This is a genomic window from Acinetobacter dispersus, from assembly GCF_009884975.1.
GTDB classification, from domain to species: Bacteria; Pseudomonadota; Gammaproteobacteria; order Pseudomonadales; family Moraxellaceae; genus Acinetobacter; species Acinetobacter dispersus.
The window spans coordinates 732,060-748,611 of the sequence record NZ_CP041970.1; the positions used below are offsets into that span (position 1 = coordinate 732,060).

A 16,552-nucleotide genomic window follows, 5' to 3' on the forward strand; every position below is an offset into this window, starting at 1 on the left:
ATTAAATGGCGTTTATTTCTATTTTAATAAATGGAAATAACAAAGGTGAATTACTGATTTCTATTTAAGCAAATAGTCATGCAAGATAACTTCTCTTTTAGAACAATAGGGAAGTAAATGCATGTCATTCATTACTTATCCACAAAATCAGACTTTAACGCGTACTGAGCGTGCCACAGCAATGGTTTTTGAAGATCAAAAATCAAGAGATTTGCTGGATCGTATCGAACAGATTGCACCAAGCGAGGCCAGCGTCCTGATTATTGGCAATACTGGGACGGGGAAAGAACTGGTTGCCCGTCAGGTGCATATGATGAGCCAGCGTAGTCGTGGTCCTTTTGTGGCAGTAAATTGTGGTGCATTTACAGAATCATTGGCGGAAAGTGAACTTTTCGGACATGAAAAAGGTGCATTTACTGGTGCAATCAATAGCAAGGCGGGTTGGTTTGAAGCGGCGAATCACGGCACACTGTTCTTGGATGAAGTCGGTGATTTATCTCCTGCGATGCAGGTGAAATTGTTACGGGTCTTGCAAGAGCGTGAAATTGTTCGCGTCGGTTCACTCAAGCCAATTAAGCTGAATGTACGTGTCATTGCCGCAACCAATGTCCATCTGGATGAGGCAGTTCAAGCTGGTAAATTTCGTGAGGATTTATTTTATCGACTGAATGTGGCATTGCTTAAGGTTTCACCTTTGGCCGAACGTCCCGGGGACATTCTGCCGTTGGCTAATTTTTTTATAGCACAGTATTGCAAACGCTTGGGTTACCCCATTGCGACTTTGAGTCCAAGTGCAGTGCAGAAGCTATTGACCTATGGCTATCCGGGTAATATTCGAGAACTGGAAAATGCCATTCATCATGCCTTATTGGTCTGCAAGAACCATCAAATTCAACCTACAGATTTTTGCTTTGCATCCTTATCCAGTAGTTTGAATTTACGACAAATTTCTGACTTGGAAAAAAGTACACAAACCATTCCACGAACAGATTTATTGCCTAAACAAATGTTGCAGCATGCGCTTCTTAATTTATTTGAGTCCTCCCATGCCTTGAAAAATGAAAATCTTGATCGCTTGATTGAGGAAGCCACGATTCGTATTGCTTATGAATATTGCCATCGCAATCAAGTACAAACAGCAAAGCTTTTAGGGATTAGTCGTAATATCGTGCGTGCACGATTGGTCAAATACGGCTTAGTGGGAAACGATAAAGTAGTCAATATTATGTTGGAAGAGTTATTGGGCTAGTTGTATTCAATAATCAGGTGACAGAAGTTCACCTTTTTATTGGTTGGAAATTACTTTGCTAAAAAAATAATAATCAATGATTGAAAATAAATATAATTTTTTAATCAAAAAATATTCAAAAATAATAGTTCTAAATATTTATGCTTTGCCTAATATGGTGGTACACAATTTAATAAACAGATGCAAAGTGGTGAAAGATGAGTATTCCTCAAATTAATGTGCGTAATCAATTTCGTGGTGTGGTTAAAGAAATTATTGAAGGAAGTGTAGTTTCTGAGGTGGATGTAGAAACACCTGCGGGAGTTTTTACTTCAGTGATTACGACACGATCAGTGAAAAATCTAAATTTAGAATTAGGTAGTGAAGTCATTGTTTTAATTAAGTCTACAGAAGTTGCTTTGGCAAAACTATAGGAAGTCATATCGAAAATATAGTAAAGATTAATCTTATTATATTTTTGATTTCTATTTTAGGGGGCTAAAATGACATCATTAAATGTTGGTTCAGTAAAAATTAATCATCTCAATAAATCATATGGACAGTACCAAGAACATGCTTTAACCGTATTGGATGATATTTCTTTAGAGATTAAAGCGGGGGAATTTGTCAGTATCGTTGGCAGTAGTGGCTGCGGGAAATCAACTTTATTACGTTTACTCGTCGGCTTGGATGATCAATTTGAAGGTAAGATTCTAGTCGATGGACAACCGATTCAAGGCACCAGTCTAGAGCGAGGTATTGTCTTTCAAGATCATCGATTATTTCCTTGGTTGAACGTACAAGATAACATTCGGGTTGCATTGTTAAATCGTAAATTAACGGTTGCTGAACAGAATCAATTGATTGATGAACATATTGAATTGGTAGGTTTGACTAAGTTTAAAGACGCTTATCCAGCACAGCTTTCAGGGGGCATGAGTCAACGTGTTGCGATTGCGAGAAGTCTGATTAATCGACCCAAAATATTGTTGCTAGATGAACCTTTTGGCGCGCTGGATGCACTGACTCGCGCCAATCTACAAAAGGAATTACAACGGATCTGGCAAACCGAAAAAATTACCATGATTATCGTGACGCATGATGTGGAGGAGGCGGTTTTCCTCGGTGATCGTGTTGTGGTGATGCAACCCAATCCAGGTCGAATCAAGCGGATTGTTCCTATTCATTTGCCACACCCACGTGTTCGTGAAGATGTCCGACTTGCTGCGATTAGAAATGATATTTTGACTGATTTTAGTCATGCAGCCGAAGATCATTTAGTTATTCCTGTTGTTAACGATTTTAATCAGTTTCAGTTTGCTTGGTAATCCCAGGTAAGCTGAACTTTATAATCATAAAAATAAATAAATTAATATAAAAATATTGGTTCTTATATTTCACGGTTTGCATATATTTAACTGAATCACTATTTTTTGTGATTGGGGAATCATGAATAAAGCTCGATGCTTTGAAAAATATAATGAATGATCTATAGGAAAGAAAATGACCGTACTCACACAGCTTTCAGCCGCGATCGAAAATGCACCGCGTTGGCATGAATACAAGAAACATAGTTTAGATACCGTGCAAATCACACCAATCGAAGGCGCATTGGGAGCGATTGTAACTGGATTAGATGCCAGCAAACCACAAAGCGGGGAAGTGATTCTCAAGCTGAAAAAGGCATTACATGAACATTTAATTCTGGTTTTCAAGGCGCAAGACTTGCAAGACAATGACTTACTTGCTTTTGCCAGTTACTTTGGCGGAATTTTCCGTCCACCAACAGATGTACCTGTATTGGCAACGCGCAACGATACCAATGCACCACCTGATATCGTGCCTGTATCCAATGCGGTTGGAGAAGGTGATTATACCGGTCATGGCGAACTCACCCCGCATAGTGACCATCACTGGACACCGCAGCCTTCTAGTGGATCCTTGCTTTACGCAATTGAACTTCCAAAAGATGGCGGCGCGACCAGTTGGTATAATACTGTTCAGGCCTATGAAGACCTAGATCAGGAAACCAAAGATGAAATCGAAGGGCTGCAACTGATTACGTATAATCCATTTTTACGCTTAAAGGATAAAAGCCCAATTCCAAAATATCGCTTTTCTGATCAACCGATATTAGGTGCTGCATTCCCGCATCCATTGGTTCGTACCCATTCTGAAAGTGGTCGTCGTGGTATCTATCTGGATGCGCAAACCGAAGTTGAAGTTGTAGGCTATGACGATCAAAAGGGTGCTGCATTGATCGAACGCTTAAGAGCCCATATTGTGCAACCTCAATATCGTTATGAACATCAGTGGGAAATTGGGGATATTGTCTATTGGGATAACCAACTGACCTTACATTCGCGCACAGCCTTTCCAGCCGAGCAACGTCGTTTATTGAAACGTGTTAGCTTGGCGGGTGCCAGACCATTCTAAAGTTATGCTGAGCCAGCGAAAGCTGGCTTTTAATTTCCTGCTTTTGCCAATTCTGCTTCGATATAACTAATAATCATGGTACTTAAACCTTTAACCATTTCATCAAAGCTAATCTGTGGATTGGGTAAGATTAAATGACGAGCCACATTGAAAATACTACTATTAATACTGATATACGCTGTCACGCTAAGATTATTGACCTTTAGGTAACGAGGATGGCGAATCATATACTTCATCAAGACTTCCATCAGTGCCATCTCAATTTGACCTATATATTTTTCATATTTGAGTTCTGTCGCATAGCGTAGACAGATCAGATAGCGGTCATCATCGCGTGTCAGCAGATCACGGAAGGTATAGAAGATCATCTCAAATAAAGGCTCGAGTTCCTGCTCAATCATGATCGGTGTGAGTTCTTTCACCATATCCAAGACTTCTTTGACAAAAGTTCTGGCCATCGCATCATAAATTTCTTCTTTATTCTTAAAGTATTCGTACAGCGAGCCAACACTGACCCCTGCAATATCAGCAATATGCCGCGTGGTGGTGCCGCTGGTACCATTGGTTGCTACTGCAATAAAGCCTGCTTCAATAATGGTGTCTACGGTGACTTTAGAACGTGACTGACGTGGTTTACGAGTTGCCATAAAATCTTATTATTAAAATCCGAACATAACTTCAGATTAACATGCGGTTGAAAGCAGGGGAAGTCCGTGTAAATTAATCCGAACAAATAAAATTACATGCATTTTAATATTTATATTTTATCTGTAATAAAATCTGGTTTCTGAAAGACAGATACAGATTTACATCAATAATCTTTGTTTTTAATTTTAATTATCTATTTGATAATAAATGTAAAAATTAAAATTAAGTTTTTCTTATTTCTATTTTTAAAAATGAACAACGAACAAGTTTTATGAAAAATCTACCTGTTAAAACCTCGAGAATTACCCGAATTGAATCCGAACATAAGATCGGTTTAAAGTAATTTCATATCAGGATCAGGTTCAAAAAAATCTCCCGAATATTTTTTCAGACTTCTCAAGTGAAAAGAAGGATGAAAAGAGATGAACCCGATGCAACGCATGTCAAAGGGCAAATGACGCTCAAGTGAAGTAGGTAGGTGTAGCCATGATTAGCAGCACATTAAAGAAAGGTTTAAGTTTATTTAAATCTAACCCAATAACTGAGCAAATCGATTTTGCGAGTAAAAAAAGTATTCCAATTCGTCACTTGGCCATCGGATTTGAAGGGAAACAAGTTGATCTCTCATTCTATATGAATAATCAATTCGCTACGATTTTCTTCGCGACGCTTTCAGTATTTTTAACTTATGGCGAAGACTTGGTAATTGAAACAGCACGTCACCACCGTGATCAATTGAAAGACCCGATCTTAAGACAACGTGTGACTTCATTGATTGGTCAGGAAGCGATCCATTCCAAACTACATAATGAGTTTAATGATGCAATTGTTGAATTGGATTATCCAGTAAGACTCTATCGTTTCTTGGGTGAACAATTTTTTGATCACATTTTTTTGAAATTCCCGCAACCTTTGAAGCTGTCATTGATGGCTGGGATTGAGCATTTTACTGCTGTACTGGCAGAGTACATGATGGCGCATGAGCAGAATTTCTATTTCTCTGATGATGCGAAAACACGTGCATTATGGATGTGGCATATGCTTGAAGAATCAGAGCATAAAGATGTTGCCTATGATGTTTATCAAACACTGAATGGTAACTATGCATTACGTATTTCAGGCTTCTTCTTGGCTTATTTTACTATTCTTGGATTGATCCCGTTTTCGGCAACCATGGTACCTATTTTACGTAAGCCACAAGAAATGTTGACTTCGAAATTCTGGAAAGATGCACGACGTGGCGTCAAGCTGATCTTTAGTCCGAAGGATGGTGTTTTTGGAAGTACTCAGGGTCGTATTTTTGATTATTTACGTACTGATTTTCATCCAAATGATCATGATGCGACAGCTTATTTTGAATACTACGAAAAGAAACTTTTATCCGAGGGCGGTGCATTGCATCCATTCTTTGTGAAAGAGTTCACGCCTAAGGTGCAAGCGGCTTAAATGTTGAATCATAGGCAAGCCGTATGTTGTGAAATAAAGCTAATAAGTTGGCAAAAAAGCTCAATGTCTTATGAGCAGTTTGGTTCTTGTTGCTGTTATTTCGCTCATGCACTATGCAAATAACCATTCTCAGCTGACCCATGTATGGGGTGCATCCCAACTTAAAGTTGAAGAATTGAAGTCGTTAACGTTGCAGAAATAATCTTATAGACAACGTTACGATTTTTGATGGATGCATTGCTGTCTGATTTTATTTTTACTCTCTATGGGAATTAAGACATGGTCGCTCAAGTTCTTCGAAATGTCTTCTCAGACAAACTCAGTAGCAAATATCAGGGCATTATTCAAAATCTTGCGAATAAGTCACCGATTCCAATTCGCCATTTTGATTTCAAATTCAACCCAGCAGAATTGGATGAAAGATTCTTTTTAAATAAAGAGCTTGCCACCTCTTATTTTCATGCTTTATCCATCTTTCTCACTTTTGGTGAAGATGTAGTAATTGATACTGCACGTCATCATCGTGACTTTATTGAAGATCCGATTTTAAAACAACGACTCACATCTTTGATTGGACAAGAAGCGATTCATTCAAAAATCCACAATCAGTTTAATGATGAAGTCTTGAAAGAAAATGGTTATCCAGTTGAGTTGCTGCGTGCTATTGCAGGGAAGGTTTTCGAATATGGCATCTATAAACTTCCACAATCGTTACAGCTTTCATTGATGGCAGGCATTGAACATTATACCGCTGTACTTGCCGAATTCATGATGCAGCACGAAGAATACCTGTTGGGTTCTCAAGACGAAAGACAGCGTGCCATGTGGATGTGGCACATGTTGGAAGAGTCTGAGCATAAAGATATTGCGTACGATGTCTTCCTTGAGTTATCCGGTAATTACTGGCTCAGAATTACAGGTTTCTTGTTGGCAAGCTTAACCATCCTAGGTGGTGTGTCATTGGGTGGTTATCTAATGCCGTTTGTACGTAAGCCAAGCAACCTGATTAATCCTCGTTATATGAAAGATATTGTGGAAAGCACAGCTTTACTGTTCGGTAGCGAGCGTGGGGTATTTGGAAGTAGCTTTATGCACATTCTTGAATATTTACGTCCAAGTTTTCATCCCAATGACCATGATACTACTGCGTATATGGCGTATTACAAAGAACGTTTATTAAACCCTGAAACTGGTTTATTAAGTCCTTATTTCCTTAAAGAGTTTGTACCACCTGTACGTGCAGCAACTGCATAACTTGGTCCATATCCATACGAAAAGATTGGAAAACAAAGATGAAATTATTCGGGAAAAAATCCAAGCCAAGCCAAAAAGCATTTGCTGTGGTGACTGGCGCAGGAAGCGGGATTGGTCGTAGTTTTGCACTTGAACTGGCAAAACGTGGCGGCACAGTGGTGTGTTCGGACATTAACCTTGATGCAGCAAAAGAAACTGTCAGTTTAGTTGAGGCACTTGGAGCCAAAGCCTTTGCTGTGCAATGTGATGTGGCCAAAGAAGAGCAAGTCAATCAGTTGGCAGAACAGGCCCAACAATTGATGCAGAATCCAGTCACATTGGTGATTAATAATGCAGGGATTGGTCTAGGAGGCAAGTTTGATGAAATGTCTTCTGAAGATTGGCATTGGTGCATGAATATTAATTTATGGGGTGTAATCCACGGCTGCCGTGCTTTTGTACCGAAGTTTAAACAACTTGGACATGGTGCAATTATTAATGTGGCTTCCGCTGCATCTTATACTGCTGCACCAGAAATGACTGTCTATAACGTATCTAAAGCAGGTGTTCGTGCTTTGTCAGAAACACTTTCAGCTGAACTGCGAAAATCGAATATCAAGGTCAATGTGCTTTGTCCAACCTTAGTACCGACCAATATCATTAAAAATGGCAAAGTCCCGCATAAAGGGCTTTTAGATTATGCCCTCACCAATTTGGCTTTTACCACCAGTGACAAGGTGGCCAAACTGACCTTGGATCGTTTGGATAAAGGTGAGCTTTATACCATTCCTCAAATCGATGCCAAGTTGTTTTGGCTAATGAAACGTACTGCACCAAATTTATATGCAAAATTCTTAGGTACATCGTACCGATTTATGAAGTAATTGCCTCGGATAAAAGATTTTAAACACTGAAATAAGATGAACCTCGATTAGCGAAAGGCTTATTTCAGTTGAATGAATAAAGGATATTTTTAAATGACAGCTCAAGCAAAAAAATTAAACTCAGCTGAAGGAAAGGCTTTACCACAACACATCTATGATAGTTTTATCGTAGGCGCGGGGATTTCGGGTATTGCAACTGCAATTCGTCTTGATCAAGTGGGTTATAGCAACTACAAGATCATTGAAAAAGCGACACGCGTAGGGGGAACTTGGCGAGAAAATACCTATCCAGGTTGTGGCTGTGATGTACCATCGGCGTTGTATTCATATTCATTTGCACCAAGCGCAAAATGGAGTCATTTGTTCGCTCGCCAGCCAGAGATTCTGAGCTATTTAGAAGAAGTGAGCGAAAACTTTAACGTCAGCTCAAAAATTGAATTTGGTACAGAGCTATTGAATGCAGCATGGGATAAAGAGCGCAATCTATGGGTGATTGATACCAATAAAGGTCAAAACTTATCGAGAACTGTGGTTTTTGCAACGGGTCCAATTACTGAGGCACAAATTCCAAAACTTGAGGGTTTGGAAACCTTTAAAGGTGAAATGTTCCATTCAGCAAAATGGAATCATGATTACGATCTAACTGGCAAGCGCATTGCTGTGATTGGAACAGGAGCTTCTGCGATTCAGTTTGTTCCTCAGATTCAGCCTTTGGCGAAAGAGTTGTATGTCTATCAGCGTACAGCTCCTTGGGTGGTACCAAAGCCCGACACTGATTTAGGTGATGTTAGTAAAGCCCTGATTGAAAAATTTCCATTGATTCAAAAGACGTGGCGTCAAACTGTTGCTCAGTCTTTAAATGCGATCAATTTTGGTTTACGTAACCCAGCAGTACTCAAGCCTGTTGGAGAATTGGCGAAATTGATTTTACGTTTCCAAATTGAAGATCCTGAGTTACGTAAAAACGTAACCCCAAACTTTACTATCGGCTGTAAACGTCTGTTGTTCGCCAACAATTACTATCCAGCATTACAACAACCGAATACCAAACTGATTCCACATGGATTGGTAAAAGTAGAAGGTAATACTGTGGTGTCTGCGAATGGTGAACGTCATGAAGTGGACGTGATCATTTGGGGAACAGGCTTCGAAGTATCGCATCCTCCTATTGGCAAACGTGTCTCAAATGAGAAAGGCGAATGCCTGAATGATCTTTGGAAAAGCAGTTCACCAGAAGCGTATTTAGGTACCAGTATTGAGAATGTCCCGAATGCTTTCTTGGTTTTAGGACCAAATGTCTTGGTGTATGACTCATTCATTGGTTTGGCTGAAGCACAACTTGATTATATTGTTGATGGCCTACTGAAAATCAAAGAAAAAGGCATCGCCAAGCTGAACATCAAGCCTGAAGTGATCAAGCATCATAATGAACTGGTGCAAAAACATCTTAAAACTACGGTGTTTAATGCGGGTGGATGTAAGAGTTACTACTTGGATGCCAATGGTCGTAACTTTGCTGCATGGCCGTGGTCATTGAAAAAGTTAAAGCAACGTTTGAAACGTATGGACTTAAATGATTATCAAGTGACCTATCAAACTGAAAAAACTAAATAATTTTTAATTTAGTCATTAATAAGCAGTAAATTTTGTCTAGCGATGGAGTTTGCTGCTTATTTTTTGCAAGATAGCAATAAAAATGGGGAATCAAAATGAAAGAAGGACAATCGAGTCGCACAGCAGAAGCAGCCGCAGCATTACGTGCCAATCATTTTCAAAATGCTGAAAATCCAGTCTTTTCTGACCCTTTTGCATTTGAATTAACCAGTAAGGGCTGGAAGAAACTGTTAACCACTTCGGTAACTGTGAAAGTAATGAACTCCGCTGTGTTTAACCGTACTTTTGGTTTATTGACTGGACAGGTGGTTGGGCGTTCAAGATATGCGGAAGATTTACTTGAGAAAGCAATGGCGCAGGGGATTCAACAATATGTGCTCGTAGGAGCAGGCCTGGATTCTTTTACCTTACGACAGGCCCAGAAATACCCACAGTTAAAAATATTTGAAGTAGATCATCCAGATACCCAAGCAGCAAAACAACGCAAACTACGCCAATATGGCGCACTTCCAGCGAATGTTGAATTTGTTGCGATTGATTTTGAAAAAGAATCAATTGTAGATGCTTTAGCACGAAGTACTTTTAAACAGGATCAAGCTGCTTTTTTCTCATGGTTGGGGACGACACATTATCTAGAACCAGCAACAACCTTAAATACGTTGGCAAGTATTTCTCAGATAGCAGCACAGGGAAGTGAAGTGGTCTTGGATTACTCGGTTGACTATCGAGAGTTGGAGGGTATAGAGCGTTTAGGCACCTTGTTTGTGTCGCAATTTACTCGGTTTTTAAAAGAACCACTAAAAGGGCAATTTAGACCAAAGACACTGCATCAGGCAGTAGAACAAATGGGGTATATCGTCACTGAGGATTTATCAGGGGATGGCTTAACTGAACGTTATTTTCATGCACGGTCAGATCATATCCGCCATACTGTTGCGACACATATGTTGCATCTGCAATTGATCAAAGCTTAATTTTTTATTCTGTTGGTACGAAAGAAACAGCCCTTTAATTCTATACTGCGAATTAAAGGGCTTATTGCTTAGCGGCGTTTATTATAAAGCGCTAATGCAGCTGGTAAGTTTTTACGCATATCACTAATACGTTGCGTATTTGATGGATGCGTTGATAAGAACGAGCTACCACCAGCACCATCTAAACGATTCATTTTTTCCCAAAGACTAATCGCCGCATTTGGGTTATAGCCAGCTTTCGCCATCAACATTAAACCACCGTAATCAGCACGGCTTTCCAAGTTACGAGAGTAAGGTAGACCAACACCCACTTGGCTGCCCAAATCGATTGCCGCGCTGCCTAGATCACCTATGCTGCTACCTGCGTATGATTTACCGATACCAATCGCAAGATTTGTTAAAGCCTGAGCACCAATTTTACTTTTTGCGTGTTCTTCTAAAGCATGCGTCATCTCATGACCCATAATTGCCGCAATCTCATCATTGGTTAAATTCAGCTTGTTGACAATACCTGTATAGAAAACTACTTTGCCGCCTGGCGCAACATAAGCATTGACGGTATCTGATTTTAATACAGCCAACTGCCAGTCAAAGCGTTGACCAGTCTGGTTCATTTGGTCTGCATAAGGCTTTAAGCGTTGGAAGACAGTATTAATTCGTTGATAAGTACTTGAGCTGCTATCCAGTTGGTTTTTGGCACGCGCTTCTTGTGTCATTTTAGCGAAGCCTTGTGCGGATTGAGCATTCAAGGTTGCACTGTCAGCACCTGCCATATCTGCGAAAGATGCGCAGCCAGAAATTGTCATTACAGTAACAGCACAAAGGCTCAAAGCTAACTTCTTCATACTTATTCTCTCCAAATCAGTATCTTATGAATATAGTCGTAATTAGGGAGGATTATAAAAAATGTTGACAGCAGTTAACATTCTGAATACCTCTATAATCATTGTAATTATGTAATCAGCAACAGTTATCTGCTTGATTGAAAAACTAAAGCCAGTGACGGGCACTGGCTTTAGTTCGAATTAATTTAATCTTAGATCAAATTAATCCTCTTCATCATATTCTTCTTCAGTAAAAGTATTTTCTTCCAAAGAAGCATCAAAAATTAAGATTGCCTTACCATCAGTTTGAATCATGCCTTGATCTTCAAGCGTTTTGAGTACGCGTCCAACCATTTCACGAGAACAACCCACGATACGACCAATTTCTTGACGTGTAATACGAATCTGACGACCATTCGGCAAAATCATTGCTTCAGGTTGCGCAGATAAGTCAATTAAACAGCGAGCGATACGACCAGATACGTCGATGAATGCAAGATCTGTGACTTTACGCGTTGTATTTTTAAGGCGACGTACCAGTTGAGCAAACACAGCGTAACTTAGATCTGGGTATTGTTTACTTAACTCATGGAAATTGTCATAAGAAATTTCTGCAATTTCACATACATCTCTAGTACGTACTTCTGCGGTACGCTGAGGGTTCTTTTCAAAAAGCCCCATTTCACCAAAGAAGTCACCTGGGTTTAAGTAGGCAACGACGATTTCACGTTCATCATCTTCACGTAAAATAATTGACACTGAACCTTTTAATATTAAATACAGTGATTTTGATTCAGTTCCAGCGTCAACAATCGCGGTGCGTTTAGGGTATCTGTTAATATGAGCACGTTTTAGCAATGCTTTAACTGATTCAGGTAGTTGACCTGGAGACAAAGCATCAGTGCTAAGTTGTGAAAAATTTGAAGTCATGCTTAAAATTTCCGAATTTGGATAAAACCGATCGCACAGGCCCTTGCTAGAGCCTTTTCTACACAGAAGAGATGAAATTCCTTATCAACTCATTTTATGTTAGTGTACAAGAACAGAGTAAATTTATAACGTTTTTCGGGTAGTTGCAATGCAAACAAGTGTACATTGGTTAGAGAATGTTGCTTTTGAGGCAAAATCAGAAAGTGGCCACACTGTGGTGATGGACGGTTCTGCTGAATATGGGGGTGAAAACCGTGGTCCACGTCCTATGGAATTGATTTTAATGGGACTTGGTGGGTGTGCTTCGTTTGATATTGTGACCATTTTAAAGAAATCTCGCCAAGATGTGACGGGTGTCGTATGTCAGCTAAAAGCGGAAAGAGCAGATTCGATTCCAGCCGTGTTCACTAAAATTCATTTACATTTCGTGGTGACAGGTAAAGCGGTAAAAACCAAGCAAGTTGAAAAAGCAGTTGAACTTTCGGCGGAGAAATATTGTTCGGCGAGCAAAATGCTTGCGGACGGTGGTGTTGAAATTACCCATGATTTTGAAATTGTTGAAGCTGCATAAAGCTTAAATTATTAAGTTTTTCTAAAAAGTGATCTATTTTTATAGATCACTTTTTTTATAAGCTTTTCTTTTTATTTTAGAAATAATTGTGGGTCTACCCGAGCATTATTTAGACTCATACCCCAATGTAAATGAGCCCCCGTGACTCGTCCAGTATTGCCCACTAAGCCAAGCGTTTCACCCTGACGAATGCGTTGTCCTTTTTCTACGTTAATTTTACTTAGATGACAGAACATACTGATTAAACCTTGCCCATGGTCAATCAGGACTGTATTGCCATTAAAGAAATAGTTTCCAGTTTGCACTACGATACCATCAGTAGGTGCAATTACTTTTTGACCAGTTGGGGCTGGAATGTCCAAACCTGAGTGTGGAGCACGCTCTTCACCATTAAAAAAGCGTTTACGGCCAAAAGAGTTGCTAAATTTACCTGCTGTAGGGCGGATAAAGTTTGGGAAACTGTTCCATGTACTTTGACTAAAAGAGTTATAAATATCATTTTGCTCTTTTGCTTCACGTGCATAACGATCCAGTTGCTCTTGCTTTGGATTGACATAGTCTTGGTTTTTGACGGTTAAACGCTGCTCAGCATATGGATATGGCTTAAGCTCAATTTGAATTGGACTATTATTGGTTTTTAAGGTGAGTGTCCCTAAAGGCGCGGATAAAGGGATGCCAAACACCGCATAACGTTGGGAACCTTCCTGTGTAATGAGTACAGGATTTTGTTCATAAAAAACTTGAGTGGTATGTGCTTCTAGAGGAATAACCGCGATTCCACCAGCCCGTCTCGAATCTTGTGGCAGTTGCGCATAAGCAACATGAAGCGGCAGAAGACAAGTAGCGACAAGATAAATTTTTTTTAAATACATGGTCATCATGATGAATAAAGAAAGCTGTAAGCTAAAAGGTTCTGCTTAAATGTACAAGTTTGCTGCTGTGCAAAACAGATTAGGTAGCAAAATTATACAAAATATACTTGAAATAGATTGTTTTTGTACCCATATTAATGTCGAGTCTTATATTTTTTATTTTATATAAAATATTGAAAATATATAAATTTTATTTGAAATTTTAAAAAGTGTTCCCATCTAAGTGATAAGTTAAAAATTTGTTGTGAGGAATAACAAGAATGCGATTTGAAAAATTTACAAACCGCTTACAGCAAGCGCTCTCAGATGCACAATCATTGGCTATGGGTAAAGATCACACTGCAATAGCAGGGATTCATATCTTAACATCTTTATTAGAAGAGCCAGCCAATCTGAGTTTATTGCAACAAGCGGGTGCACGTTTACCAGAGTTAAAGCAGAAACTTGAACAAGCGGTGCAAAATGCACCGACTTTGGCAAATCCGACAGGTGATATCAATCTGAATCCTGAAGCGGTCAAGGCTCTCAATTTAGCTGACCGCTATGCACAGAAAGCAGGTGATGAGTTTTTATCTACGGATTGGGTTTTACTTAGCCTGGCAGAAACGGGCGAAACCAAAACTATTTTAAATAGTGTTGGTGTGTCACCAGAAAGTTTACGTAAGGTAATTGAAAATATTCGAGGAAATGACAAAGTCATGAGTAATAATCACGAAGATCAACGTGACTCACTAAATAAATATACCATCGATTTGACTGAGCGTGCCTTGGCTGGGAAGTTAGACCCTGTGATTGGCCGAGATGATGAGATCCGTCGTACTATTCAAGTACTATCTCGTCGTACTAAAAATAACCCTGTACTGATTGGTGAACCAGGGGTTGGGAAAACTGCGATTGTAGAAGGTTTAGCGCAGCGTATTATCAATGGTGAAGTACCAGAAAGCTTAAAGAATAAGCGTGTACTGTCACTCGACTTGGGTTCACTACTTGCAGGTGCAAAATATCGTGGTGAATTTGAGGAACGTTTAAAAGCAGTTCTTAAAGACTTGGCAAAACATGAAGGTGAAATCATTCTGTTTATCGACGAGCTTCATACACTCGTAGGCGCAGGTAAAGGTGATGGCGCGATGGATGCAGGCAATATGCTTAAACCTGCCTTGGCGCGTGGTGAACTTCGTTGTGTTGGTGCTACGACTTTAGATGAGTATCGTCAATATATCGAGAAAGATGCTGCACTTGAACGTCGTTTCCAAAAAGTGTTGGTGGATGAACCAAGTGTTGAAGATACCATTGCGATTCTACGCGGTCTAAAAGAGAAATATGCGACCCATCACGGTGTACAAATTTTAGATTCAGCGATTATAGCTGCTGCGAAAATGTCACATCGCTATATCACTGATCGTCAGTTACCAGATAAGGCAATTGATTTGATTGATGAAGCTGCGTCACGTATCAAGATGGAGATCGACTCTAAGCCTGAAGCTTTAGATAAATTAGATCGCCGTTTGATTCAATTAAAAATGCAGCTCGAAGCGGTGAAAAAAGATGAAGATGTCGGCAGTAAAGCTGAAGTCAATCATCTTGAACAGCAAATTGCGGAAAAGCAAAAAGAGTACAATGATTTAGAAGAGATTTGGAAAGCTGAAAAAACACTGGTTGAAGGTGATAAAAAAGCACAAGTCGAACTGGATCAAGCGCGTAGTGCTTTGGAAAAAGCCAAACGTGAAGGCGATTTGGCTGAAGCTGCACGTTTGCAATATGGAGTTATTCCAGAGTTACAGAAACGCTTAGAGCAAGCTGAAGTTGCAGAAGAAAATGAAGAACCGAAGTTGATTCGGACCAAAGTCACTGAAAATGAGATTGCTGAAGTCGTGAGCGCGGCTACAGGCATCCCTGTGACGAAAATGCTGCAAGGTGAACGTGAAAAACTTCTGAAAATGGAAGAGTTTTTACATAATCGTGTGGTGGGACAAGATGAAGCTGTGGTTGCAGTGTCTAATGCAGTCCGTCGTTCACGTGCTGGCTTATCTGACCCAAATCGCCCAAGTGGATCATTCTTGTTCCTTGGTCCAACAGGGGTCGGTAAAACTGAGTTAACCAAAGCATTGGCAAACTTCTTGTTTGATAGTGATGATGCCATGATTCGTATCGATATGAGTGAGTTTATGGAAAAACACTCTGTCAGTCGTTTGGTCGGTGCGCCTCCAGGCTATGTCGGCTATGAAGAAGGTGGCGTTCTAACTGAAGCCGTACGTCGTAAGCCATATAGTGTGGTGTTGTTTGATGAGGTGGAAAAAGCGCATCCAGATGTGTTCAATATTTTATTGCAAGTCTTGGATGATGGTCGTTTAACTGATTCGCAAGGCCGTGTGATCGACTTTAAAAATACGGTGATCGTAATGACCTCTAATCTGGGTTCACAAGATGTACGTGAGCTGGGTGAAGGGGCGACTGATGATGAGGTGAGAACTGTGGTTATGAATGCGGTAACACAGCATTTCCGTCCAGAGTTTATTAACCGTATTGACGAATTGGTGATTTTCCATTCACTGCAAAAAGCACAGATTCGTGGTATTGCCGATATCCAGTTAGATCGCTTACGTTCACGTTTGAGTGATCGAGATATGGGCTTAACTGTGGATGACACTGCTTTCGATCTATTGATCGATGCTGGTTTCGATCCGATATACGGTGCTCGTCCTTTGAAACGTGCGATTCAGCAACAAGTGGAAAATAGTTTGGCTCAAAAAATCCTGTCTGGTGAATTCCAAGCTGGAGATAACATTTTAATCAAAGGTGAAAATGGTCATCTGATTTTCGATAAAATGAAACTGAGTTAAGCAGAAATTTTTATGTTTGACCAAAAAAGATGGTGATGAAAGTCACCATCTT

Annotated in this window: 15 protein-coding genes; 11 read left to right on the plus strand and 4 right to left on the minus strand. The window is 39.8% G+C overall.

Going from position 1 to position 16,552, the window contains the following annotated elements:
* The first annotated feature begins 121 nt into the window (after positions 1–121).
* The 4 genes from FPL17_RS03055 to FPL17_RS03070 all read left to right on the plus strand — a co-directional run bounded on the left by FPL17_RS03055 (position 122) and on the right by FPL17_RS03070 (position 3,664).
* Positions 122–1,249: a sigma-54 interaction domain-containing protein gene (locus tag FPL17_RS03055; protein ID WP_005187522.1), complete on the plus strand. Its 1,128-nt coding sequence runs from the start codon at positions 122–124 to the stop codon at positions 1,247–1,249.
* Positions 1,250–1,446: 197 nt separating this feature from the next.
* Positions 1,447–1,662 carry a TOBE domain-containing protein gene (locus FPL17_RS03060; RefSeq protein WP_004654121.1) on the plus strand — a complete coding sequence of 72 codons (216 nt, stop codon included), beginning with the start codon at positions 1,447–1,449 and terminating at the stop codon, positions 1,660–1,662.
* A gap of 69 nt (positions 1,663–1,731) precedes the next feature.
* Entirely contained in the window at positions 1,732–2,556 is an 825-nt protein-coding gene (locus FPL17_RS03065) for an ABC transporter ATP-binding protein (protein ID WP_159883163.1), read from the plus strand.
* Positions 2,557–2,731: 175 nt separating this feature from the next.
* Positions 2,732–3,664, plus strand: coding sequence for a TauD/TfdA dioxygenase family protein (locus FPL17_RS03070; RefSeq protein ID WP_005187531.1), 933 nt, complete (start codon positions 2,732–2,734; stop codon positions 3,662–3,664).
* A 29-nt stretch (positions 3,665–3,693) separates the two neighbouring features.
* Here the strand turns inward: FPL17_RS03070 and FPL17_RS03075 are convergent, their stop codons facing one another.
* Entirely contained in the window at positions 3,694–4,311 is a 618-nt protein-coding gene (locus FPL17_RS03075; protein WP_004806319.1) for a TetR/AcrR family transcriptional regulator, read from the minus strand.
* A gap of 487 nt (positions 4,312–4,798) precedes the next feature.
* Between FPL17_RS03075 and FPL17_RS03080 the strand changes: the two genes are divergently transcribed.
* The 5 genes from FPL17_RS03080 to FPL17_RS03100 all read left to right on the plus strand — a co-directional run bounded on the left by FPL17_RS03080 (position 4,799) and on the right by FPL17_RS03100 (position 10,463).
* Positions 4,799–5,758, plus strand: a complete 960-nt coding sequence (locus FPL17_RS03080; RefSeq protein WP_005187540.1) for a metal-dependent hydrolase — start codon at positions 4,799–4,801, stop codon at positions 5,756–5,758.
* A 279-nt stretch (positions 5,759–6,037) separates the two neighbouring features.
* The gene (locus tag FPL17_RS03085; protein WP_005187543.1) at positions 6,038–7,012 is read left to right on the plus strand and encodes a metal-dependent hydrolase; all 975 of its coding nucleotides are present in this window, start codon (positions 6,038–6,040) and stop codon (positions 7,010–7,012) included.
* 38 nt (positions 7,013–7,050) lie between these two features.
* Positions 7,051–7,875: an SDR family NAD(P)-dependent oxidoreductase gene (locus FPL17_RS03090; RefSeq protein WP_005212933.1), complete on the plus strand. Its 825-nt coding sequence runs from the start codon at positions 7,051–7,053 to the stop codon at positions 7,873–7,875.
* A gap of 93 nt (positions 7,876–7,968) precedes the next feature.
* On the plus strand, positions 7,969–9,489 hold the full coding sequence (locus tag FPL17_RS03095) for a flavin-containing monooxygenase (protein WP_151715330.1): 1,521 nt from the start codon (positions 7,969–7,971) through the stop codon (positions 9,487–9,489).
* Positions 9,490–9,584: 95 nt separating this feature from the next.
* The gene (locus tag FPL17_RS03100; protein WP_159883166.1) at positions 9,585–10,463 is read left to right on the plus strand and encodes a class I SAM-dependent methyltransferase; all 879 of its coding nucleotides are present in this window, start codon (positions 9,585–9,587) and stop codon (positions 10,461–10,463) included.
* Positions 10,464–10,531: 68 nt separating this feature from the next.
* Here the strand turns inward: FPL17_RS03100 and FPL17_RS03105 are convergent, their stop codons facing one another.
* Positions 10,532–11,308: a M48 family metallopeptidase gene (locus tag FPL17_RS03105; protein WP_005187552.1), complete on the minus strand. Its 777-nt coding sequence runs from the start codon at positions 11,306–11,308 to the stop codon at positions 10,532–10,534.
* Between the two features lie 201 nt (positions 11,309–11,509).
* Positions 11,510–12,217, minus strand: a complete 708-nt coding sequence (gene crp, locus FPL17_RS03110; protein ID WP_005187555.1) for a cAMP-activated global transcriptional regulator CRP — start codon at positions 12,215–12,217, stop codon at positions 11,510–11,512.
* A 148-nt stretch (positions 12,218–12,365) separates the two neighbouring features.
* Here crp and FPL17_RS03115 point away from each other — a divergent pair, with 148 nt between their 5' ends.
* A complete protein-coding gene (locus FPL17_RS03115; RefSeq protein ID WP_005295012.1) occupies positions 12,366–12,788 on the plus strand; it encodes an OsmC family protein in 423 nt (140 codons plus the stop codon).
* Positions 12,789–12,859: 71 nt separating this feature from the next.
* On the opposite strand, the gene FPL17_RS03120 is transcribed toward FPL17_RS03115, so the two are convergent.
* Complete coding sequence (locus FPL17_RS03120; RefSeq protein WP_159883168.1) at positions 12,860–13,660, minus strand: M23 family metallopeptidase; 801 nt, start codon at positions 13,658–13,660, stop codon at positions 12,860–12,862.
* Positions 13,661–13,920: 260 nt separating this feature from the next.
* On the opposite strand from FPL17_RS03120, the gene clpB reads away from it, so the two are divergent.
* A complete protein-coding gene (gene clpB / locus FPL17_RS03125; protein ID WP_005212922.1) occupies positions 13,921–16,500 on the plus strand; it encodes an ATP-dependent chaperone ClpB in 2,580 nt (859 codons plus the stop codon).
* Positions 16,501–16,552: the final 52 nt, after the last annotated feature.